The sequence below is a fragment of the Pseudomonas sp. B329 genome (assembly GCF_023127835.1).
Lineage (GTDB): Bacteria > Pseudomonadota > Gammaproteobacteria > Pseudomonadales > Pseudomonadaceae > Aquipseudomonas > Aquipseudomonas synxantha_A.
The window spans coordinates 125,974-148,897 of record NZ_SPKP01000030.1; the positions used below are offsets into that span (position 1 = coordinate 125,974).

Here is a 22,924-nt window from a genome sequence, read left to right on the forward strand (position 1 = left end):
AAAAACAGGCTCTGCATTTAATCAGGTGCATTGCCCAAGTATTGGCTATACCTAAAACTCATTCTTACGATGATGGTCGCCAGGGAGTTCAACAATGAAATTAAGGCTCATGATCAGCACACTGTGCGTCGCCTCGCTCGGCATGGCAGGCTGTGCCAGCAAGGTGCCGCAACCAGATGAGTATTCAGGGTTTCTCTCCAATTACAGCCAGCTCAAGGAAGCCAAGTCGCCCTCCGGGGCAGAGGTGATGCGCTGGGTCGATCCGCAGTTGGACTTGAGCCGCTACACCGCAGCGTACATCGAGCCTACCCAGTTCTATCCCAAACCCCAGGCCACCGCAAAGATTCCGGACAGCACCCTGCGGGGCATCAGCGACTATTACAACCAGGCGCTCAGGCGTGAACTGGCCAAGTCACTGCCCCTGGCCAATGCTCCAGGCCCAGGCGTGATCGTGGTGCGTGCGGCGATTACCGCCGTGAGCAGCAAGACCGAAAGCCTCAAGCCCTATGAGTTTATCCCCGTGGCGCTGGTGGCCGCAGCAGTCAGCACCGGCACGGGCATCCGCGATCAGGAGACCACGCTGGGCACTGAGGCGCAGTTCCTCGACGGAGGCACGAACAAAGTGGTGGCTCAGGTGGTACGCAAAGGCACCGGCAAGCCATTGGCCAATGACTCACAGGTGCTCAAGGCCGACGACGTGAAAGTCGTCATTGACGGCTGGGCGTCGGACCTGCATCAGTCCTACGTGAAGCTCAAAAAACATTGAGCCTCGGCAAGCCCAGGTGCTATTTCAGCGGTGTCAACGGGGGCAGCTTCCATTGACCGTTACCCACCTCGGGCTTGGGCAGGTAAATACGCAGGATCGCATAGAACGGACCGGGCGGGGCCGGCAGCCAATTGCTCTGTTCGGCCTTCGGTGGCTCGTGGTGTTGCAGCGCCAGGGTGAGGCCACCGTCGGCGTCACGCTGGAGGGTCGATAACATCCGCGAGTTGATCAGATAGCGTTTCTTGTGGTTAGGCACCAGCATTTTTGTCTTGGCGTCGTACAGGGTCAGCGACCAGAACGCATCGGTCGGTGGCAGCTGGTCCTTGGCAAAATGCACGGTGTAGCTGTGGCGTGCGCCGTTGGCCGGCTTACCCTCACTGTCGACGTCGTAGGTCAGGTGAGCCGCTTCGTCGCTGGAGTGACCGAAAATGCCCAGCTCGGCACCGGCGTAGCGATACAGGTAGTTGTTTTGCAGGCGGTCGCGGCTACCGAACAGATCAGCCTGGGCAACCTGATGAGTGTCGAGTTTGTCCTTTTTGAACGCGGCAAATTCGGCCCGGCCATCGGCGATGCCTTCTTCCAGGGCCTTGCGCTGTTCTGCTGTCAATTGGTTGACCTTGAACGGCGCACCCGGCGCTATGCCGATTTTGGCAAAGCGCGCCAGCAGGTCTTTTTCGCTGTCCTGTGGGGCGGCGAAGGCCAGCATGAAGTTCAGGTAGCGAAACAGTTGCGGGCCTTCGGTCATGGTCGCCGTCGGCTTGGGCCATTCGATCTTCGGCACCTTGGCCGGGGCAGGCTGCTTCACATAGCTGCTCAGGGGCTGCACTTTGTAGCCGCTCTGGATTTGCTTGACCTTGGCCAGGTCCTTGTCATCAAACAGTTGCGTGCGGTACAGGGCGTAGGCGATGTTGCTTTCGCTGTAGACCACGCGGTCGATGTCCACCGGTTGCTGACCTTTCCAGTCAGGCCCGGCGATCATGTAGTGACCGCCGTTGTTACCGGTGCTGCGGGTGCCCAGATAAGCAATGTTCTGGGAATAGAGGTCGATCAACTGCACCGAGTAGTAGCGCTCGTCTTCAATCCTGGGCAGGGTCAGTACCAGAGGCTCTTTGCGCAGGTCCATCCATACGAATGAGTAGGGTGTGTCGGCGTTCGGGCTAGGGAGCGCGGTGTCCTTGGGGGTCAGTACCTGCGCGGTATTACCGATATGGTTGAACGGCGCCTTGAAGTGGGCGCCGCCCTTGTCAACGGCCTGGGTGTAGAGCGTCTTGTACATTTGCACCACCGGGAAACCGTACAGGTAGGCTTCCTTGGCGATGGCCCGGGCTTCACTCGGGCTGGCGGTGAAGTCAGCCCAGGCGCCGGTACTCATAAATATCGAGAGGCTCGCCAACAGCAGGCGCGTCGGTTTTCCAATCATGTTGTTGCGTCCTTCCTGAGTTCTGTCTAAGAGCGTGAGGTGAAGGCGCAGAGTTTCCAGTTTTATTGGCCGAACGTCACGTTAATCCCTTCGCCGACGCGGACAGATCACTAAAGGAGGGGGCAGGCTCAAAGCATTGATTTGACTTTGTCACGTAGTTGGTCGATGGAAAATGGCTTGGCGATCACCTGCATGCCGGACGTCGCATCAATATTTTCGGCATAGCCACTGGCAAATAGAATAGGCAGGGTGGGGCGCAGTTCGCGGACCTTGGTCGCCAGCTCCCTGCCATTCATGTCTGGCAGGCCGACGTCGGTCATCATCAGGTCGATCACCTGGCTAGTGTCCTGCACCATAGAGAGTGCCTCTTCGGCGTCAGCGGCCTCAAGCACCTTGAACTCCAACTCTTCGAGTACATCGACGATCAGCATGCGCACGATGGCATCGTCTTCGACTACAAGGATGGTGGATGCTTCAGCGGACATAAGGGAGATTCCTGAAAAATAAAGGGCGTGTCTTCAACGCTTGAAAGACCATTCTCTAATGAGTCGCGCCGATCTCGGCAAGTTCCGTTGCGGTGGGGCATTGTGAAGGGTATGCGAGCAAATGTCGCGGGAACAAAGGGAAGAACGTCAATGGCACTGCGCAACCATGCCATTGACGCAAGTGATTCAAACGAAGGTCAAAGATTTGCGGTGATCAGCGGATAGGGCTCGTTGTACGGCACGGTGTTGACAAAGCTCTGTTCGTTGAAATAACTGACGTTGAACTCTGGTACGCCGCTGGCAACGTCGACGGGTTTAAGCGTGCCGGCGGCCCATCCACTGTTCAAAGAGACCTCCAGCCCCCGGCGCATTGAGGCCTCATCCGCAAACGTCGCCAACCCGAAGTTGGGGTTGAAGAAAAACCATTCTTTCTCGTTGTTTTTGTTCAGGGTGACGCCTGCGAGCAGCCCATGATCTTTGGTACTGATCGCCAAGAGTGTCGGAGGAGTTGCCTTGCTGAGATTGTCGATAATGTCGGTGTACGGCAATTGGCTGAAAGGTTGCGTACCGTGATACTGACTACTCAGAACCTGATGCATTTGGTTCAGTTGCTTACGAAAAGCCTTTACGTTGGGGTCGTCAGCATTCCCAACTGCTTTCATGAAGTTACTGATGAACTGGTCCCTGCGACCGTGCAGAATCGCCAGCGCCATGGTATTCACAATAGCTGCGCACTCCCCATTAGAAGCCAGGTCCGTTTGGCTGAGGTAGAGGTTTTGCGGCATTGCGTAGGCTTTACCCCCTTGGGCAACTATCTCATTTTGAAAAGCTTTGTAATGTTCAAGGCTAGTGTGCGCCATGCGTTTCTGTATTTCCTTGGCCAATGTGCCTACCGCCTCAGGATCATTGGTCTTCGTGACTGCCAGATCCCTAACCTCCGATTGCTTCATCGTTGGGTGGTAGCCTGGGACATCTTCGACCCGGCCCGAGTTAAAGCCTCGCATGTAGGCAACGCTATCATTTCTCTGGGCGCTCTCTAATGTGTCTCTGAATATCTCGCGACTGGTGGATGGATTGGGCGCAGCGTACCTGGCTATCCAGTCAATAAAGTTACTGTTTATCTGACCATTGGCGGCAACGGTCGCAGGTGTGAAATCAACCAGCGCAGCTCCGTAAGGCTTCTGCGTGATCGGGTCATAGGCGTACCACTTGCCCTCTCGAAACACAGCGCCGCCTTCGACCGTCTGCTCTGTAACCTTGTAGGTGCCGGTTGCGACGATGCCCTCCTGTTTACTGGCGGCTTTAAGCAGGTCATAACTACCGGTTGCGCCTTTGAGCATGTTCACGCATTCGAGGCCCTTGGTCGCAATTTTATGTAGCACGGTCCCAACCCCGGTTATCCCGCCGACCAGACCGCCGAGTACGTTGAGTGAATCAATTGCCATTGCACCGAAGAGCTTTGCTGTCTTCACGGCCCTGGCGCCAGCACTCAAGGTCCGCACGCCCTTGAGCGCGGCATTGCCGGCTTGCGCAGCTTTGCCCACGCCAAACGTGAGGAATCCGAGGATATCGAAGGCCAGGTCAGATACCGCCTCGCCGTAGTTGCCTTGCCGAATGTTGTTAACGGCAGGCCGAAATGGGATCAAATTGAGCAGGAACTCACCCACCTGACTATCGCCCATCCGATCATGCTCGAAGGAAGTAACGCTCTTGGCGTAATTGAGCAACTCCTTGCGGTCGAGGTCCATTTTTTCCAGGTAGAAACTGGCAATCGCATTGGTTCGGCTGGAGTCGAAGCTATTGGGAATCGCATCACTGCCAGGTTTTTCTGCAGAGTCAGGGGCGGGCGAGTTAGTGAAAGGGTGATAAGGCCTTGATATCGCGTGGAGTTGTTCCCCGGCTTTATTGGTTTTTTCTAGGGTGAGCAGGCCAGGGAAATTTGAGATCAGCCCGTTTTTTTTCTCGATACTGCCGGTGCTAGTGTTGATGTGGTAGAGATTTTCCACGCCCTCTCGGGTGGTTTTCACATATAGAGTACGATCACGCTTGACCAACTCTAAGTGGCCATCCTTTGTTTTGCGGTATTCATCGCTGTAGAAGTATTCAAGTTTGCCGAATTCGAAGTTTTTGCGATCTTCCAATGGCTGCTCGCCAATCAGATGTTTGACCATCCCATGGTGGCCTTTCTTTTGTGCCGTTATAGCCTTTTCATATTGGTCCATGAAGTTTGCGGTGATGTCACACTCTTCGGTGCGTGCAAAGCGATTGAATGCAGTGATCGGAAGCCGCTTGTCGTTGGTGATCCATGCGTATTTCTCCCCTAGACGCTCCCCCTCCAGCAGAATATCGAGCATGGAGCGCATTCTCGGGTCACCGCGCAGAGGGCCGTCTCCGGTGTAACGCATGGCCAATACTCGGGCTTCGAAAACCGCCGGATCTACGTCGGGAAACTCGGCTTTCAGGCAGTCAAGCGCCATCTCCGTGCGATTGGGAATAGGCACCTGTATGGAAGAAGAGATATCCGTCAACGATTTCAGATGGTTGTTGTAAGCCACCCTGACCTGTTCGATTTGTGAAGGTGTAGGTTCGCTGTTATGGCGGGACAGCAGGTTTCGGGTTATCCCCCAAAGTATCAAGGCATCGCGCTGGGCCGTTTGAACGGCGTGGGTGTTGGCCGGCAAGGACTCTGCTGCAATCAGCACTTCGGCATACGTCATGCCGGAAACCCGGCCGGGCGTCTGGGCTTCGATTTTGGCGGCGGCGATGGTCAACTGGACCCACAGGGCACTGCCGAACGTCACCCTGGCAGGGATATCCTTGATGAGCAGTTGTGGGGCCGCCCGGGACAACAAGAGGTGCATCACCAGTTTCACGATGTTGGGTGTCGCTCGGTTTTTCTGGATCAGATGAGCACTCAGCTTTTCAAGTACCGATGAGGCGGATTGCCCCCAGTGCTCGGGGGCCGCCAGGTCGAAATCGGTTATTCTGTTGCTGACTTGCCCCCCGCTGATGCTCCAGGGGTCCAGTACGGTGTGAATAGCGGCCAATATATAGTCGTACACACTGGTGCTTGAAGAGACGCCACCCAAGTGCGCTTGCAGGGCTCGTCCCAATTCCTGGGACCTAGGGGCGTCGAGCAACTTCTGCAACGCTGCTTCAGGATTTTGCAGGTCGCTTTGCGTCACCGAACTGCCGTTCAGCAAGTATGTCAACGTACCTTTGTCAACGTCCGGTAGCGGCAGGTCGGATAAGCCAGTGTCGCGGCTGAACATGAACTGGTAGACCTTTTGCTTATCCTGCTCTGACATCGGTATTGGCCAGGACAGTGCTCCACCGAGATTCCCCAGAGGGAACTGCGCGGCTTTTTGCTCCAATACACGGGCCAGCGCCCTGGCGTCATCGATTTGACGTGGCAGATCAAAGCCGAGGTCGGTAATGACGGTAGCCAGCGTCGGCGGCGTAGTTTGTGCCGAGGCGTAGGATGAGTCCGGGTGAGGTTCCAGAGTGGTTCTGTTCAACCAGGACAAAAGCCCGAAATCAATCCAGGTTTTCGGAAGATCAACGTTCATCCTTCTTGAAATACTTCCAGTCACCGAGGGGTCAAGCTTCTGAAGTTGCTCAGCCACTTTCCGCACATTTTCCTGGTCTGCCAGTTGTCTGCGCAGGGTGGCGAGAGGCGGCGCTTGAACTGCTGGAGTGGGTTGGGCATTGGTCGTTGCTGGCGCGCTTGAGGTGCTTTGCGCTTCAAATTCAGCGGCTTTGACGAAGAAAGGGGAGGCGGGGATGTTTACTACAGAAGTCATGCTCATTAGGTCTGCCTTGGCGGGTCAAAAAGGACGCCTTCCAATAGGTCTTCCGTGTTCCTGAGGCGCATTTATGAGTGTCAGAACAAGCGAGGTGCGTTCCGTGCTCTGTTTGAACCTATGTAAATGGGCGAATGAAATAGACCTGATTGCGCACGAAACTCGACATGCATTGAGTAGGCAATCGCTTCGAATCAACGCACAAACATAGCCTTGACCCTTGTTGTTCGGGCAAACTCCCCCTTTTTCGCATTTGGCCAAGGCATCCCCATGACTCCCACGTCGTCCGTCGATGAAAAGAGCTTTCGTACTCTGTTGAGCCGTAACGTGGCCCTACCCTTGGGCGTGGGGGTGCTCAGTGCGGTATTTTTCGTCTGCCTGATTACCTATCTGCTTTCGGTGATCCAGTGGGTGGAGCACACCGATCGGGTCATCAATAACCTCAATGAGACGTCCAAGCTGACAGTTGACCTGGAGACCGGCATGCGCGGTTTTCTGATCTCCGGTGACGAGCATTTTCTCGACCCTTATGAAGTGGCCAAGCCGCGAATCATTGCCGACCTGCGTAATTTGCAAGACCTGGTGGCAGACAACCCCCAGCAGGTCGACCGCCTCAAACGCCTGGAAGCCTTGCAGAACGAGTGGAACACCTACGCCCAGTCGATGATTGATATGCAGCGCCAGAACGGTGACTACCGTGGCGCCGTCAAGGCTGGCCGTGGCAAACGCCTGACGGACGAGATTCGCCGGGAGTACGAAGACGCGGTGGCGATGGAGCAGCAGTTCCGCATCACCCGTAACCAAGAGGTCACCCGCACGACGGTGCTCAGCGTCACCCTGTACCTGGTGTTCGTACTGGGACTGAGTGGGTTTCTTGCTTATATCGGTAGAAAGAATTTAGTTTCACTTTCAGACAGTTACAGTAATAACCTCGCGTCACAACAGAAGATTGCGCGACGCCTCGAACAGCAAGCCTGGCTACGCAATGGCCAGACCGAACTGGCTGAACAGGTGCTTGGCCAGCTGACCCTGAACATGCTCGGGCGCAACATCCTGCAGTTCTTCGCTCAGTACATGGGCTCGGCCGTTGCCGCTTTGTATGTGCGCGATGAGCACGGCGGCCTCAAGCGCGTGGCCACTTATGGGTTCTCCCGCGAGCAAGAGCAGCAGGAGCAGTCGATCTATAGCGACGAAGGCATCGTCGGGCAGGCCGCCCAGCTGGATCGCCTGATTCGCCTGGACGATGTGCCGGTGGATTACTTCAAGGTCAGCTCCGGCCTGGGCGAAGGCGCTACCCGCAGCGTGCTGGTGATGCCGACCAGCGATGAAGACCGCGTCAACGGTGTGGTTGAACTGGGCTTCCTGCGTGCGCTGGATGAGCGCGATGTCGAACTGCTGGAACTGATCGCCGGCAATATCGGCACCTCTATCGAAGCCGCCCGCTATCGCCAGCGCTTGCAGGAAGTACTGGCCGAAACCCAACAGCTCAACGAAGAGCTGCAAGTGCAGCAGGAAGAACTCAAGACCGCCAACGAAGAGCTGGAAGAACAGTCGCGTATCCTCAAGGAATCCCAGGCCCACCTGGAAACCCAGCAGGCCGAGCTTGAGCAGACCAACGAGCAACTGGCCGCGCAGACCCAGACCCTTGCCGAGCAGCGCGACGCCATGGATCGCAAGAATATCCAGCTCAACCAGGCCCAACTGGAGCTCGAAGATCGCGCCGATGAGTTGCAACGCTCCAGCAAATACAAGTCCGAGTTCCTCGCCAACATGTCCCACGAGCTGCGCACCCCACTGAACAGCTCGTTGATCCTGGCCAAGTTGCTGGCAGAAAACCCCCAGGAAAACCTCAGCGCCGAGCAGGTCAAGTTTGCCGAGTCGATCTATTCGGCCGGCAACGACTTGCTCAACCTGATCAACGACATTCTGGATATTTCCAAGGTTGAAGCCGGCAAGCTGGAAGTGCGCCCGGAGAACTCCAGTGTGGTACGCCTTGTCGACGGCTTGCGGGGCATGTTCGAGCCGCTGGCGGCAGATCGCAAGCTGGGCTTTGAGGTGGACGTGCAGGAGGGTGCACCGACTTTGCTGTTTACCGACCGGCAGCGTCTGGAGCAGATCCTCAAGAACTTGTTGTCCAACGCCATCAAGTTCACCGAACAGGGTGAGGTCAGCCTGACGGTCTCCAGGGCGCCAGGGGAGGGCATTGCCTTTACCGTGCGCGACTCTGGCATCGGTATCGCCCTGGACCAGCAGGAAAGCATCTTCGAAGCCTTCCGCCAGGCTGATGGCACCACTAATCGCCGTTATGGCGGCACCGGCCTGGGCCTGTCCATTTCCCGCGACCTGGCGGCGTTGCTCGGCGGCTACATCAGCGTGACCAGCGAAACAGGCAAAGGCAGCATTTTCACGCTGGTATTGCCGGAGCAGTACGTGGAGCGTGAGGAAGATGCAGCACCTATCGAGCAACCGCGCCAAGCCGTGGTCGCGCCAAACCCTGCGCCGGTGAAGATTTCTGCGCTGCCAGTCACTGATACCCAGCAGATCCCACGTTTTGCCGATGACCGTGAAAAGGCCCCTTTCAGCACCCGCTGCATCCTGGTGGTGGAAGACGAACCCAACTTCGCGCGCATCCTGTTCGACCTGGCCCATGAGCTGGGCTACCACTGCCTGGTCGCCCACGGCGCCGACGAAGGCTACAGCCTTGCCGAGGAATACATCCCGGACGCGATCCTTCTGGACATGCGCCTGCCAGACCATTCCGGGCTGACCGTGCTGCAGCGTCTCAAAGAACACGCCAACACCCGCCACATCCCCGTGCACGTGATTTCCGTGGAAGACCGCGTCGAAGCTGCCATGCACATGGGCGCCATCGGCTATGCGGTCAAACCCACCACTCGTGAAGAGCTCAAGGACGTGTTCGCCCGCCTGGAAGCCAAGCTGACCCAGAAGGTCAAGCGCGTGCTCCTGGTAGAGGACGATGATCTGCAACGTGACAGCATTGCCCGCCTGATCGGCGACGATGACATCGAGATCACTGCCGTAGGCTTTGCCCAGGAAGCCCTCGACCTGCTGCGCAACAACATCTACGACTGCATGATCATCGACCTCAAGTTGCCGGATATGCTCGGCAATGAGCTGCTCAAACGCATGGCCACCGAAGACATCTGCTCGTTCCCGCCGGTAATCGTCTATACCGGGCGCAACCTGACCCGCGATGAAGAAGCTGAGCTGCGCAAGTATTCCCGCTCGATCATTATCAAGGGTGCACGCTCACCTGAACGCCTGCTGGATGAAGTCACACTCTTTCTGCACAAAGTCGAATCCCAGCTGTCCCATGACCGCCAGAAGATGCTCAAGACTGCCCGCAGCCGCGACAAGGTCTTCGAGGGGCGCAAGATCCTGCTGGTGGACGACGATGTACGCAATATCTTCGCCCTGACCAGCGCCCTGGAGCACAAGGGCGCCGTAGTGGTTATCGGACGTAACGGACGCGAAGCTATCGACAAGCTCAACGAAGTCGAGGATGTCGACCTGGTATTGATGGACGTCATGATGCCCGAGATGGACGGTTACGAGGCCACGGCCTTGATCCGCCAGGACCCGCGCTGGAAAAAACTGCCGATCATTGCGGTGACGGCCAAGGCCATGAAAGACGATCAGGAACGCTGCCTGGCGGCCGGGTCCAACGACTATCTGGCCAAGCCGATTGACCTGGACCGTCTGTTTTCGCTGATTCGCGTATGGCTACCGAAGATGGAACGTATTTAAGTGGAGCAGTGTTTTTTGGACAAAAGCAGCGACATTGAGCTGCGCCTGTTGATTGAGGCGATTTACCTCAAGTACAGCTACGACTTTCGTGACTACTCCGGTGCGTCGGTCAAACGGCGCGTGGCCCACGCCTTGCGCCAGTTCGACTGCGCGACTATTTCGGCGCTGCAGGAGCGAGTGCTGCACGACCCGGCAGCGTTCATGCAGTTGCTGCAATTCTTGACGATCCCGGTGAGCGAAATGTTTCGCGACCCGTCGCACTTCCTCGCCATCCGCCAGGAAGTGGTACCGCTGCTCAAGACCTACCCGTCGATCAAGATCTGGATCGCCGGCTGCAGCACGGGCGAGGAGGTATACTCCATGGCCATCCTGTTGCGCGAAGAGGGGTTGCTGGAGCGCACGATCATCTACGCCACGGACATCAATCCGGCATCGCTGGAGAAAGCCAAGCAGGGCATCTTCTCCCTTGAGAACGTTCGCGCCTACACAGCCAATTATCAGCAGGCAGGTGGGCAGCGTTCATTTGCCGACTATTACACCGCAGCCTACGATTATGCGATCTTCGACAAGACGCTGCGCGAGAACGTGACCTTCGCCGACCACAGCTTGGCGACCGACAGTGTATTCTCAGAAACACAATTAATTTCATGTCGTAACGTATTGATTTACTTCAATAAAAAGTTGCAGGATCGAGCATTCGGATTGTTTCATGAGTCGCTGTGTCATCGTGGCTTTCTCGTCTTGGGCAGCAAGGAAACCCTGGATTTTTCTGCCTACAGCAAGCAATTCGAACCCTTGGTCAAACAGGAACGGATCTACCGAAAATCATGAGCGAGGCGCATGACCCCCCGATGCGTGGGATTGAAGCTATCGTTGTCGGCGCTTCCGCCGGCGGCGTTGAGGCCTTGCTGAGCATTTTTGGTGAGCTGCCTGTGACCTTCAGCCTGCCGATCATCGCCGTGCTGCACCTGCCGGATGAGCGTCGCAGCCAGTTGGCAGAAGTCTTTGCGCGGCGCCTGAGCATTCCGGTCAAGGAAGCCCGGGACAAAGAGGCGGTCGAGGCGGGCACCTTGTATTTTGCCGGGCCTGGTTATCACTTGTCGGTGGAACATGACCGCAGCCTGTCCCTGAGCCAGGAAGACCGTGTGCACCACTCACGGCCCGCCATCGACTACCTGTTTGCCTCGGCTGCCGATGTGTATGGGCCGCGCCTGCTGGCGATCCTGTTGACCGGCGCCAACCAGGACGGCGCGCAGGGGCTGGCCCACGTCAAGCAATCCGGCGGCACCACCATCGTGCAGGATCCCAAGCAGGCACGGATCGCCGTGATGCCCCTGGCGGCCCTGGCCTTGCATACACCTGACCATATTCTTTCCTTGAGCCAGATCGGCTCATTGCTGGCTTCCCTGGAACCCTTCCCATGTTAAGTACTGTCCAGGCCAAACTGCTGATCGTCGACGATCTGCCGGAAAACCTGCTGGCCCTTGAAGCGCTGATCAAGCGCGAGGATCGCCAGGTCTTCAAGGCATTGAGTGCCGACGAGGCGTTGTCCTTGTTGCTGGAACACGAATTCGCCATGGCGATTCTCGACGTGCAGATGCCCGGCATGAACGGTTTCGAACTGGCCGAACTGATGCGCGGCACCGAAAAGACCAAGAACATTCCCATTGTGTTCGTCAGCGCCGCCGGCCGCGAACTCAACTATGCCTTCAAGGGCTATGAAAGCGGGGCGGTAGATTTCCTGCACAAACCGCTGGACATCCACGCGGTCAAGAGCAAGGTCAATGTGTTCGTCGACCTGTATCGCCAGAGCAAGGCGATGAAGCTGCAAGTCGAGGAACTAGAGCGCAGCCGCCGCGAGCAGGAGCTGTTGCTCACGCGCCTGCAAGCTACACAGGCCGAGCTGGAGCAGGCGGTGCGTATGCGAGACGACTTCATGTCGATTGTCGCCCACGAAGTGCGTACGCCTCTGAACGGGCTGATTCTGGAGACCCAGCTGCGCAAGATGCACCTGGCCCGTGACAACGCCGCCGCGTTTACCCTGGACAAGATGCATGCGATGGTCGACCGCGATGAGCGGCAGATCAAAAGCCTGATCCGCCTGATCGAAGACATGCTCGATGTGTCGCGCATCCGCACCGGCAAGCTGTCCATACGCCCGGCGCGTTTTGATCTGGCGCAACTGGTGCGCAACCTCGTACATAACTTCGAACCACAGGTCGCCGCTGCCGAGTCGTCGATGCAGTTGGTGGCCGACGAGGCTGTGGAAGGCAACTGGGATGAGTTTCGTATCGAGCAGGTGATTACCAACCTGCTGACCAATGCCCTGCGCTACGGGGCTAAAAGCCCGGTGGATGTGCGGGTGTATACCGAGCATGGCGAGGCGCGCGTGGAAGTACGCGACCGTGGCATTGGTATCAGTGAAGCCAACCAGAAGCGCATTTTTCAGCAGTTCGAACGGGTTTCTGCCAACCATGCCGCCGCTGGCCTGGGCCTGGGGTTGTTTATTTCCGAGCAGATTGTTGCCGCCCATGGCGGCACCATTGAAGTCGAGAGCCAGATAGGCGAGGGCGCCCTGTTTCGGGTGTGCCTGCCCCTTGAGGCGGCTGCGTGAAATCAATCGTCAGCTCAACGCAACCTCTGCGTGACCCCATGGTCGTAACTGCAGCAATTGACCGGACAAAGGCTTCCCATGAGTGAAGATGCGCAAGATGTCGTACTGATCGTCGAGGATGACGAATCCATTATGTTTGTGCTGGGTGAATACCTGGCAGGTTTGGGCTACCGGGTCTTGAAGGCAATCGATGGGGAGCAGGCCTTTGAAATCCTAGCGACCAAGCCGCACCTGGACCTGATGGTCACCGATTATCGCCTGCCTGGCGGGATTTCCGGGGTGCAGATTGCCGAGCCGGCGCTCAAGCTGCGACCGGAATTGAAAGTGATTTTTATCAGCGGCTACCCGCAGGAAATCCTCGACTGCAACAGCCCGATCACGCGCAATGCACCTATCCTCGCCAAGCCGTTTGATTTGGATACGTTGCAAGAGCATATCCAGCGTTTGCTTGCATAAGTACACGTCCTCCACCGCGAGGGAAAATCCTCGCGGATGAGTCCAACATCAGCCGATGGAGTAATAACTTCAGGTTGGGCAACTCTGCTCACCCGGTGAAAGGCTGACTCAAGCAAAAAGGTAGTGGCAACATTCATATCGATCTTGGTTTTTTAAGCGAGGAAAGTGGTAACAATGTCGGATGACATAACGAAAGTATATTTCAGCCTGTCATGACGGCCTTTTGCCAAGGCGGCGTCGAAATATCGTTGCTTTATATATCCTGATCGGAACCTTCTGACAGATTCAGCCCATTAATCTCGTCGGCGATGAGCCACATTCATCACTGACTTTATTAATTTGTCTTTCAGAAGGTTGACCCATGACCCTATCCAATATTTCCTCAAGCAACCGCCTGTCTGATCCGGTAATGAACTCGCACCCGCTTTCTATCGAGGCGCCCATACAACAAGCCCAAGCCACCGGGGAAACTGGCGATAGGCGGCTGTTGGAGCTTTATGCGAGTGCCATACGCCAAGCAACGCAGACAAACACGGGCGATGAAACAATTGACAATATTCCTAATGACTCGCGGTTTGGCGCATGGTGGCAGCAACTGTACAACGCTACCCATAGCCCGGTTTTCCTGGAGTGGGCGAAATCGAAGAATATCGATACCTCACAAGCCATCACCATCAACCCTCACAGTGACGTGCTGACCGTTACGATCAATGGCGAACGTACTGAATTGCGCGGTTCGGAACAAGGCCCCGGCTGGCGGGAGGCTACGGGCCCGATCATGGTGGCCGCGAAAGCGTTGGGGTCTTCCACCGTCGACGCGCCAACCCGCCCAGCGCTGGCGCCGTTGATTCTGGTTGCTCGATTTTATGGTGAGGTACTGCTGCCTTACAGAAAAGAAGAAGTGCTCGCCCGAGCCACGCAGCTTGAACATAATCAGGAATTCGATGTGTTGGGAGCTGAGACTTATGTCGATCTTGGCGCTCAATCGCCCGAGATACTGGAACAGCAAAAGCGCGAGCTAGGCGATAGCGCCAACAAATTCGCGTTGCTTGAAAAACTGAAGAAATTCAACCACGTCCATCCTCAGTTCCTTGCCGGGTATCTGGCCGATACACGTGTCTCGGCCCACCCAGACTCATCCTACCGAGAAGACACTCAACAGCCCGACGCCAGTCTGCAAGACCTGCTTCATGCAAACGGCTGGTACGTGCCAAATAATGTGGACGAACTGAAAAATCTGATCCATGTTCTGGGCTCCCCTGCATTGCCTCAAACAACCGACGGAAACTTTGCCGGCGCATTGGCATGGCCCACGCCAATGTCCGCCGAGGACCAGGCTGAACTGGTGCGCATAGTCATTGACAACCAGCCGCCATTGCCTGGTTTGAGCAGCGACGCTCGGCTTGGCAGCGCTGATGTGTTGGGGGCATTGGTAAAGCAGGTCCCCCGCGCCGTACTCGATCAAGGGGATCCAGTCGCCACCGTAGAATGGATCCTCAACAGCGGTGTGGGCCAAAAATTAGGCACGGAGCTGAAAAAGCGAATGGGGGAGGTGGCGCAACACTCCACACCACGGGAAGTATTGTTGACGGTATTGGCTGTGACACTGGACTCACAAAGTCTGGTTGAGGCAAAACCCGATCACATTGCCGGGTTTAATCTCACCGCGCCCGAGTTCAATCACCAGCCCTTGTCCGTCATCAAACAAGGGCTGATCGATCATCTGGTGCAGACCAACAAAACCACACCAGAGGCCGCGCCAGTTGCAGCAATGCTTCTACTGAGTCGTGCCGCACCAGAGCTATGTGTCAAAGACATTCCCGAAGACGTGACCTATCTCTCAGCTAACTGGCTCAAGCTCAAGGCAGCGGTAGGCCGGCTCGAAGCAACCAGCCCGGGTGCCGCGACACGCATGAGCTTTAGCGAAATTGTTAATTTCGACGCTATTGAGCCTATTACAGACCATGAGCAAGAGATTCAAACGCTGACGGCCTTGCCTGGGCTCCGCGAATGGGGCAAAGCTCATGGCAAGCTCTCGATAACAAAGGAGCATACAGCTCAACAGCTGGAAGAAACCCAGAAGGCATTCAGTCAGGAGCAACAGCAGATATTGAGCGCCGCTGACGTATTGACGTCCTCACCCCCGACGCAGCGTTCTATAGCACTGGCCGAGCTCAAGGCGCACTTCGGTGAGGACATGCCGTTTGAAGAAAAGAGTATCCGTAGCCACGTCACTCGGACGGATGGCTACAGGTTAACTCCATCGCTTACATTAGATCCTGAAGGCAGTTATTCATTGCTGGACCTTTATCTGGCGAAGAAGGCAGGGTTGACGGTGGGTTGGTACTCCACCAACCCCAAGATTACTGAAACAGTCATCAATAAACTTTTAACGTTGCCGGATCCGATAACAAAACACAGCGAGGTGTTCGATCAGTACGCGGAGGATTTGTCGCAGGCCTGGAGTACAGTGACAAAAAAGCTTATTTCCAACTTGCCTCTGGAAGACCGCAAAAACATCGAATGGGGCGATTTGGAGTTTTATGAAAAAGGTCAGACAACGCGTACGGAAACAATCGCAGGCCGTGCGGGAACTCTACACTATTCCAACGGTTTTTCACGGCCTAAAGAAGACAGGTCACTGATTATTAAAACCGTTCGTAACGGTGTCGAGACTTACTATGAGTTTGATCCTCAACGCAAGGCGATACGAAAACGAGACGATTGGAAGGACACCTTCCATGAGGGGCCTCAAGGTCCAGAGACTGAAATCCAGTACGGCGGTCTTGGCAAACAATTCACCGTTGATACCATTCGAAAACATCCGGCCTCTGATGACGCCGCCACTAGGCGGGGATCCCCAGAGAACGAAGATTTCCTACCTGATTCATTTTCCAGTGACCGAAGTAATTTTTTGGGCATGCTGCTCTCTAAAAACATTATAAGATCCTACGGCATGGAGGAGGTGAAGGCCTCCACTCGCGAAGTAACAACGTTTGATCAAGAAAAAGAAAAACAGACGTTTTTTCGTAACCTGATCCTGGGTTTAATCCCCGGAGGGTCTGCCGTGTGGAATTTGGCACACGGCAATTACAAAGATGCAGCTGCGGATATCATTTTTGATATCGTGTTATACGCCGCCACCGCAGGGCTAGGAAAGCCGGTTAGTGGAGCATCTCGTGCGGGGTCAAGCCACTTCGGAAAGTTCCTGACTGCTGGCAAATCGACAGCTGGCGTGGGTAACTTGCTTAGGTCGACAACAAACGGTGGGGGGAAACTGGTATCCACAGGCCGTCAGTGGTTCGGCAGGTTGACAGGATCCTCCGACAGTGTCGACTTACTTAAGCTCTCCAATAGACACGATATTGCAATAGGTACTTATAAACCGCTCAACGGCGAGCCAATATCGAACGTCGCTGCGAAGTTCGATGAGGCGACTGGCAGATGGTCACCTTATGATGTAACCAAAAACAAAGTCTATGGCAAACCCCTGGAAAACTTCACCCCTGAAACCGCCAGGTATTTTGAGGACAGCTTGGGCGTTGCAGATGATGTTGCAGATGGCGTCGGTGAAGTGGTACGCCGCAGAAAAAAAACCAATCACCTGGAAAAAAGCCTGGCCAATGATCGCGCAATACATTTAGGGCGCGAAATCAAGGACTTCAAGGTGCTCGGCGATGGTATTTTTTGCTATGTGGATAAATATAAAGGCGTGGAGAGGCTTAATATCTGTGCCCATGGCGTCAATCCGAACTTTAAACAACTTCTCACTGATGAGCCAATGAGTATGTTTTTTAATGGTAAGAAGAACACGCCCGCTGATCTGCTGGAGCATCTTCGCGCTTCGGGTATCAGCCCTGAAAAGTTCAACAATGTACGCTTGTTGATGTGTCACTCAGCCAATGGTTCTGCCAATTCTTTTGGGAGTCAGTTTGGGAAATTAATAAAGCGTGATGTCAAGGCGTTTCAAGGGCCTGTTCGTGCGTATGTCGTGCCTGAACATGTTGATGCTTTAAAGGCAGATATAAACCTGACAAGTCCCGGAGCTTCAACCGCTGATATTAACCAGAGGATCTACAATCAGCTTCAGCTGAATTTATCTCTTGGCACAAGTAAAACCAGCTCTAAAGGAATTAGCGGCTCTCGGTCTGGAAAGGAAATACCCTTTTATTATCGCCCAGTAAAGTTTAAGGCAAGCTAAAACATGATCAGCCCCTTCGTCACAGCGAAAGGGCTGTCAGTTCTGATAAAGGCCCTTACTCCCGAATCATCTCCCGTACTGTGGCCGTTAATAAATCAAACGTAAACGGCTTGGTGATCAACTGCATCCCTGGGTCCAGGAAACCACCGCGCACCGCTGCGTGTTCGGCATAGCCTGTAATGAACAACACCTTGAGTTCAGGTCGAATTTGCCGGCCGATTTCCGCCAATTGCCGACCATTCATACCGGGTAACCCGACATCGCTGATCATCAGGTCAATGCGTTGTTCGGACTCAATGATTGGCACCGCCGTATTCGCGTCCTCAGCCTCGATAAACCCATAACCCAGTTCCTTGAGCACGGCGCTGACCAGCACCCGTACTGCGGGGTCATCCTCGACGATCAACACCGTTTCCCCTGCATTGGCAAACGGTAGCAAAGTCGGATTGAGCGGTTCCTGGGCTTGGGGCTCGCCGATAAAACGCGGTAGGAACAAGCTGACCGTGGTGCCTTTGTTGACTTCGCTGTGGATGGTCACATGCCCACGAGACTGGCGAGCGAAGCCATAGATCATTGACAGCCCCAGCCCGGTGCCCTGGCCGATGGGTTTGGTGGTGAAAAACGGATCGAACACACGGCCCATCAAGTGTTGCGGTATGCCGCAACCGTTGTCGCTGACACTCAGCTCTACGTAATCGCCCGGTGTCAGGGAGCCGTAGGCGGCGGTGAAGACACTGTCGAGGTGGCGATTGGTGGTTTCCACCCTGAGCGTGCCCCCCGTGGGCATCGCGTCGCGTGCATTGATTACCAGGTTGAGCAGGGCGCTTTCGAGTTGGTTCGGGTCGGCTTCGGCTGTCCACAACACCTCGCTCAAGCGCATGTCCAAGCTGATACTTTCGTTGATGCTGCGTTGCAGCAACTCGCCCATGGAAATGACCAACTGATTGATCTGCACGGGTTTGGAATCCAGCGATTGTCGACGGGAGAACGCCAACAGTCGGTGGGTAAGGCTGGCCGCACGGTTGGCGGAGGTCACGCCCAGGTCGATCAGGCTGTCCAGGTCATCCAGCTTGCCGCGGGACACGCGCCTGCGCAGCAATTCCAGGCTGCCGATAATGCCGGTGAGCATATTGTTGAAGTCATGGGCGATACCGCCGGTCAACTGGCCGACGGCTTCCATTTTCTGCGATTGGCGCAACGCTTCTTCGTTGTTGCGCAGTTGCGCAGTGCGTTCTTCCACTTGCTGTTCGAGGGTTTCCAGGGTGCGCTGCAAACGCAGTTCGCTCTGGCTCAAGTCGATCAGCCGGTCGCGCGCTTCGTATTGGCGTCGACGACCGCGCAGTGCAGTACTGACCAGACTGATAAGCGTCACAGGATGGAATGGGCGCTCAAGGAACGTGACGTTGCCCAGTAGCCCGCTCAAGTGTGAAGAGCCATTTTGTTCACTGCCGCCGTGATGGGTCATCAACACAATGGGCAGGTCCGACCAGGCCGGCTGTCGGTGCAGGAACTCCAGCAAAGGTTCCAGGTTCACGCCACGCAAGGCTTCAGCCGCAATGATGAGCAGGCCGGCACCCTCGTTCAGCGCTGCGCACAAATCCTCAAGACTGCCGGCAACCACACCTTGGTAACCGGCTTCATTGAGCATCATCAGCGCGAGTGAGCTGTCTCGCCCCAGGGGCGCAAGGATGATGGCTCGTTCGAAGGCAGAAGGAGGCGGGGTCACACGTCCTCTTCCTTGAGCAGGGGTGAACCGGCGCCCATGTAGGTCGGAATGCCGCGCAACACGCCCTGGAAATTATCCAGTGGTTGGCCTACGGTCATGCCGCGACTGCTGATACGGTACTCACGTATGGTCGACTCGTGGGAACCGGTGCGTTTCTTGATAATGGAAATCGCGCGGCGGACCTTGCCCAGTGCTTCGAAATAACGCAGCAGGATAACGGTGTCGGCCAGGTAGGTGATGTCTACCGGGGTTTGCATATCGCCGACCAGGCCGTGCTGGGCAACGGTCATAAAGGTCGCAGCGCCGCGGCGGTTGAGATAGAGCAGCAGTTCGTGCATATGCAGGATCAGTGCATTTTCTTCCGGCATCGCCGCTTGATAACCATTGATGCTGTCAATTACCACCGTCTTGATGCCGCGTTCGTCCACACAACGTCGTACCCGATGGGAAAACTCACCCGGGGACAACTCGGCCGCGTCCACCTGTTCGATCAACAGATTGCCGGTAGCTTGCATAGCCTCCAGGTCAATACCCATGTTCTTCATGCGCTCGAACAGCAATCCCATCTCTTCGTCAAAGATGAACAGTGCGGCCTTTTCTCCGCGCTCTACGGCGGCGGCGGCAAAAATCATCGAGATCAAGGATTTGCCGGTACCGGCCGGACCGAGGATCAGACTGCTGGAGCCGGTCTCGACACCGCCGCCCATCAAGGCATCCAGTTCGGCAATGCCGCTGCTCATGGTTTGCCGTACATAGCCACCACGGTGCTCGGCCGCTACCAGACGCGGGAACACATGTACACCGTCGCCCATGATGGTGAAGTCGTGGAAGCCGCCCCGGTATTTCTGCCCGCGGTACTTCACGACTCGCACACGACGGCGTTCGGCGCCGTAGTCAGGGGTCAACTCTTCCAGGCGGATGACGCCGTGAGCCACGCTGTGCACGGTTTTGTCGAGAGACTCGGTGGTCAGGTCATCGAGCAGCAGCACCGTGGCGTCATAACGCACGAAGTAGTGCTTGATCGCCAGGATTTGCCGGCGATAGCGCAGCGAGCTTTGCGCCAGCAGACGGATCTCCGACAGGCTGTCGACTACCACGCGGGTCGGTTTGACGCGTTCCACCACTTCGAAAATCTGCCGAGTGGCTTCGCCCAGCTCCAAGTCGGAGGAATACAGCAAGCTCTGCTGATGCTCTGCATTGAGCAAGCTTTCGGGCGGGGTCAATTCGAAGATATGGATATTGTCGTCCAGGTCCCAACCGTGGGACTTGGCACCTTGGCGCAGTTCCCGCTCGGTTTCTGACAAGGTGATATACAGCGATTTTTCACCGTTTTTCGCCCCTGCCTGCAAAAAGTGCAGGGCGACGGTGGTTTTACCGGTGCCCGGCTCACCTTCAAGGAGAAACAAATGGCTACGTGATAGCCCGCCGGAAAGAATGTCATCAAGACCTTCGATGCCGGTGGCCGCCTTTTCACTTAAAAGCGCATTGGATGTAGACAAGAAGTGCCCTCAGGTCACGTACAAGTTGGGTGCACGCCGAAGGGGCGCGCCATATTCACTTGACCGTATCGGCATGTGGCGGTTCAACGTTTCTTAAGAATTGCAGACGTGTAGGAGCGCGCAAGCTCGTTCCTACAGGCCTTGCTGCAAGGCCGGATCATCCGGGTTCTGCTGCTCCAACTGTGCCAGCAGCACCTGGACGTTCTGCAATTGGCCGCTCTCTTTCCAGTAATTGACCAGCAGTACACGTGCTTTGCGATTGGCCGGGTGGCGCTGAACGATCTCTTCCAACTGGCGCTGGGCCGCCTCCAGTTCATCCTGGTCGTGCAGTGTGGTGGCCAGGTCAAAGCGATAATCCTGGTTGTCCGGCTCAAGCTCCACCGCCTTGGACAGGCCGAGCAAGGCATAGGGGCGCTCGCCGTGGTGCAGCAACCACATGCCCAAGGCGTGTTGCAGGTAGGCCGACTCCGGATGCGCCGCCAATTGCTGCGCCAACAGTTGGCGCGACTCCTCGCTCTTGCCTTGCTTGTCCAGCAGTTCGATTTGCGCCACGCCTGCTTGCAGGTTGTCCGGCTCCAGGCGCATTGCCTGTTCCAGAGCGTCTTGCGCCGGTGCCAGCATCGCGCTGTGGATGTACAGGCGCGCCAGTTGGATCCAGCCTTGCGCGGTTTCGGGCTGGGCCTTGAGGGTTTTCACAAACTCGTCGAGTACCTGCTGCAAGGGGCCGAAATACAAGCCCAGGGTGTCCGGTGACAGACCGAGCAGGGCATTGGCCGCAGCAAAGCGCACAGCCTGTTCGGGATCATCCAGTACCGGACCGAGCAACAGGGTGCGCTGGCCGCTAGGTACCAGGCCGACGATGCTGTGGATCGCCGCTTCGCGAACCATTGCAGATTCATCGGCCAGGTCTTTATCCGCCAGCTTCAGCGCTTGGGGGCTGGGGTAATTGGGCAATTGGGCGTGCAGGGCGGCACGGCGCTCAGGCGACAGATCAGGCCGTCCCAACTGTTGGTACAACACGCGCGCAGCGCCCGGCTCACCGTTTTGGGCCTGTTTCAACGCCTTGGAATAACCGTGGGCAATGGCGGGCGCCACGGTGACTTGAGGGGGACGAGAGAAAAACCAAGTGATCGACACGATCAACAACAGGGCGCACAGGCCGATGATGGAGTTACGGCGTGACTTTGACATGCGGGCGTCCGAAAGCTGTGGTTGCTAGTGCAAAGCCATCAGCTTCGGTCAGTGCAGGGCCAGTGTCAAACCGGCGTCAAGTCAGCACGTACTCCACCGGTTGCGGCGCAGCAGGCAAGTCGACTTCACCGAGGGCCGCCAGGATCTCGCGCTCCAGGGTTCGCAGGATGGCATCGCACGGCAGGTCGTTTTCGTCAAAGCCAAACGGGTCTTCCAATTCATCGCCGATCGCATCCAGACCAAAGAAGGTGTAGCTGACGATTGCAGTGAACACCGGCGTCAACCAGCCCAGCGGTTCGGCCATGGCGAAGGGTAACAGGATGCAGAACAGGTAAATGGTGCGGTGTAACAGCAAGGTGTAGGGGAAGGGCAGCGGAGTGGTCTTGATGCGCTCACAGGACGCCTGCACCTGGCTGAGGCCGACTAGCCGAGCTTCCAGCTGGGTGTAGCGCCATTCACTGATCACACCCTGCCGGGCCAGAACGCACAACCGCGCACCGAGCATCTGCAGCACGCTGTCAGGCAAGTTGGGGTGGCTCGCGCGCACGGTAACCCAGGGCTGCATGGCGCGTACCTCATCTTCATGGCGCAAATGCGCGATCAAGCCATGGGCAAAACCGCATAGCTCACGCAACAGCCCGGCCCGCTCGGGGGTATCGCCGAGCACCTGGGTTTCACGAATCAGCGAGCGTACCTCGATGATCATCTGTCCCAGTTGCTTGCGGCCTTCCCACCAGCGGTCATAACAGGCGTTATTGCGAAAACTCATGAAAATCGACAACGACAAGCCCAGCAAGGTAAAGGGCGTAGCGTTGACCTTGGAAAAATAGGCGGGGTGCAGGGTTTCCACCAGCACAATGACTGAAGCCAGCAGCGTGACCAACAGGCTGCGCCAGGCAATGCGCTTGGCAATCGAGCCCTTGAGGGAAAACAGGATGCCCAGCAGGTTGGGCTTGGGGCGAACGATCATGGCAGGCTTCTGTGAGGGTGCAGGC

General features: G+C 56.4%; 14 protein-coding genes. 7 read left to right on the forward strand and 7 right to left on the reverse strand.

The genetic code is table 11. From position 1 onward, the window contains the following. The first annotated feature begins 94 nt into the window (after nt 1-94). The gene (locus E4P00_RS17375; protein ID WP_005788271.1) at nt 95-766 is read left to right on the forward strand and encodes a DUF3313 domain-containing protein; all 672 of its coding nucleotides are present in this window, start codon (nt 95-97) and stop codon (nt 764-766) included. Nucleotides 767-785: 19 nt separating this feature from the next. On the opposite strand, the gene E4P00_RS17380 is transcribed toward E4P00_RS17375, so the two are convergent. The 3 genes from E4P00_RS17380 to E4P00_RS17390 all read right to left on the reverse strand — a co-directional run bounded on the left by E4P00_RS17380 (nt 786) and on the right by E4P00_RS17390 (nt 6,480). After that, nucleotides 786-2,186 (reverse strand): DUF1254 domain-containing protein, encoded by a 1,401-nt coding sequence (locus E4P00_RS17380; RefSeq protein WP_148853345.1) that lies wholly within the window; start codon nt 2,184-2,186, stop codon nt 786-788. Between the two features lie 128 nt (nt 2,187-2,314). Then, complete coding sequence (locus E4P00_RS17385) at nt 2,315-2,671, reverse strand: response regulator (protein ID WP_216091395.1); 357 nt, start codon at nt 2,669-2,671, stop codon at nt 2,315-2,317. Between the two features lie 197 nt (nt 2,672-2,868). Then, on the reverse strand, nt 2,869-6,480 hold the full coding sequence (locus tag E4P00_RS17390) for a hypothetical protein (protein WP_248132243.1): 3,612 nt from the start codon (nt 6,478-6,480) through the stop codon (nt 2,869-2,871). 264 nt (nt 6,481-6,744) lie between these two features. Between E4P00_RS17390 and E4P00_RS17395 the strand changes: the two genes are divergently transcribed. The 6 genes from E4P00_RS17395 (at nt 6,745) to E4P00_RS17420 (ending at nt 17,513) form a co-directional block, all read left to right on the forward strand. Then, nucleotides 6,745-10,242 carry a response regulator gene (locus E4P00_RS17395; RefSeq protein WP_248132245.1) on the forward strand — a complete coding sequence of 1,166 codons (3,498 nt, stop codon included), beginning with the start codon at nt 6,745-6,747 and terminating at the stop codon, nt 10,240-10,242. Nucleotides 10,243-10,257: 15 nt separating this feature from the next. After that, nucleotides 10,258-11,073 (forward strand): protein-glutamate O-methyltransferase CheR, encoded by an 816-nt coding sequence (locus tag E4P00_RS17400; RefSeq protein ID WP_005788281.1) that lies wholly within the window; start codon nt 10,258-10,260, stop codon nt 11,071-11,073. Further along, the gene (locus E4P00_RS17405) at nt 11,070-11,669 is read left to right on the forward strand and encodes a chemotaxis protein CheB (RefSeq protein WP_005788283.1); all 600 of its coding nucleotides are present in this window, start codon (nt 11,070-11,072) and stop codon (nt 11,667-11,669) included. The genes E4P00_RS17400 and E4P00_RS17405 overlap by 4 nt, the downstream gene beginning before the upstream one ends. Then, the gene (locus E4P00_RS17410) at nt 11,663-12,856 is read left to right on the forward strand and encodes a hybrid sensor histidine kinase/response regulator (protein WP_078821356.1); all 1,194 of its coding nucleotides are present in this window, start codon (nt 11,663-11,665) and stop codon (nt 12,854-12,856) included. Before E4P00_RS17405 ends, E4P00_RS17410 begins: the two co-directional genes overlap by 7 nt. A gap of 78 nt (nt 12,857-12,934) precedes the next feature. Beyond that, a complete protein-coding gene (locus E4P00_RS17415) occupies nt 12,935-13,312 on the forward strand; it encodes a response regulator (protein ID WP_005788286.1) in 378 nt (125 codons plus the stop codon). Between the two features lie 361 nt (nt 13,313-13,673). After that, entirely contained in the window at nt 13,674-17,513 is a 3,840-nt protein-coding gene (locus E4P00_RS17420; protein WP_248132247.1) for a hypothetical protein, read from the forward strand. Between the two features lie 55 nt (nt 17,514-17,568). Here the strand turns inward: E4P00_RS17420 and E4P00_RS17425 are convergent, their stop codons facing one another. The 4 genes from E4P00_RS17425 to E4P00_RS17440 form a co-directional block, all read right to left on the reverse strand. Then, nucleotides 17,569-19,164 carry an ATP-binding protein gene (locus E4P00_RS17425; protein ID WP_228309906.1) on the reverse strand — a complete coding sequence of 532 codons (1,596 nt, stop codon included), beginning with the start codon at nt 19,162-19,164 and terminating at the stop codon, nt 17,569-17,571. 71 nt (nt 19,165-19,235) lie between these two features. Further along, the gene (locus tag E4P00_RS17430; RefSeq protein WP_078821359.1) at nt 19,236-20,738 is read right to left on the reverse strand and encodes an ATPase domain-containing protein; all 1,503 of its coding nucleotides are present in this window, start codon (nt 20,736-20,738) and stop codon (nt 19,236-19,238) included. 132 nt (nt 20,739-20,870) lie between these two features. Further along, on the reverse strand, nt 20,871-21,929 hold the full coding sequence (locus E4P00_RS17435; RefSeq protein WP_078821360.1) for a tetratricopeptide repeat protein: 1,059 nt from the start codon (nt 21,927-21,929) through the stop codon (nt 20,871-20,873). Nucleotides 21,930-22,005: 76 nt separating this feature from the next. Next, complete coding sequence (locus E4P00_RS17440) at nt 22,006-22,899, reverse strand: bestrophin family protein (protein ID WP_248132249.1); 894 nt, start codon at nt 22,897-22,899, stop codon at nt 22,006-22,008. Nucleotides 22,900-22,924 lie beyond the last annotated feature (25 nt).

What these genes read in the sequence shown, in the direction of transcription:
- E4P00_RS17390 (WP_248132243.1), bottom strand. Translation starts at nt 6,480, where the DNA reads ATGAGCATGACTTCTGTAGTAAACATCCCCGCCTCCCCTTTCTTCGTC.
- E4P00_RS17435 (WP_078821360.1), bottom strand. Translation starts at nt 21,929, where the DNA reads ATGTCAAAGTCACGCCGTAACTCCATCATCGGCCTGTGCGCCCTGTTG.
- E4P00_RS17385 (WP_216091395.1), bottom strand. Translation starts at nt 2,671, where the DNA reads ATGTCCGCTGAAGCATCCACCATCCTTGTAGTCGAAGACGATGCCATC.
- E4P00_RS17415 (WP_005788286.1), top strand. Translation starts at nt 12,935, where the DNA reads ATGAGTGAAGATGCGCAAGATGTCGTACTGATCGTCGAGGATGACGAA.
- E4P00_RS17440 (WP_248132249.1), bottom strand. Translation starts at nt 22,899, where the DNA reads ATGATCGTTCGCCCCAAGCCCAACCTGCTGGGCATCCTGTTTTCCCTC.
- E4P00_RS17395 (WP_248132245.1), top strand. Translation starts at nt 6,745, where the DNA reads ATGACTCCCACGTCGTCCGTCGATGAAAAGAGCTTTCGTACTCTGTTG.
- E4P00_RS17425 (WP_228309906.1), bottom strand. Translation starts at nt 19,164, where the DNA reads ATGATGCTCAATGAAGCCGGTTACCAAGGTGTGGTTGCCGGCAGTCTT.
- E4P00_RS17405 (WP_005788283.1), top strand. Translation starts at nt 11,070, where the DNA reads ATGAGCGAGGCGCATGACCCCCCGATGCGTGGGATTGAAGCTATCGTT.
- E4P00_RS17380 (WP_148853345.1), bottom strand. Translation starts at nt 2,186, where the DNA reads ATGATTGGAAAACCGACGCGCCTGCTGTTGGCGAGCCTCTCGATATTT.
- E4P00_RS17410 (WP_078821356.1), top strand. Translation starts at nt 11,663, where the DNA reads ATGTTAAGTACTGTCCAGGCCAAACTGCTGATCGTCGACGATCTGCCG.
- E4P00_RS17375 (WP_005788271.1), top strand. Translation starts at nt 95, where the DNA reads ATGAAATTAAGGCTCATGATCAGCACACTGTGCGTCGCCTCGCTCGGC.
- E4P00_RS17420 (WP_248132247.1), top strand. Translation starts at nt 13,674, where the DNA reads ATGACCCTATCCAATATTTCCTCAAGCAACCGCCTGTCTGATCCGGTA.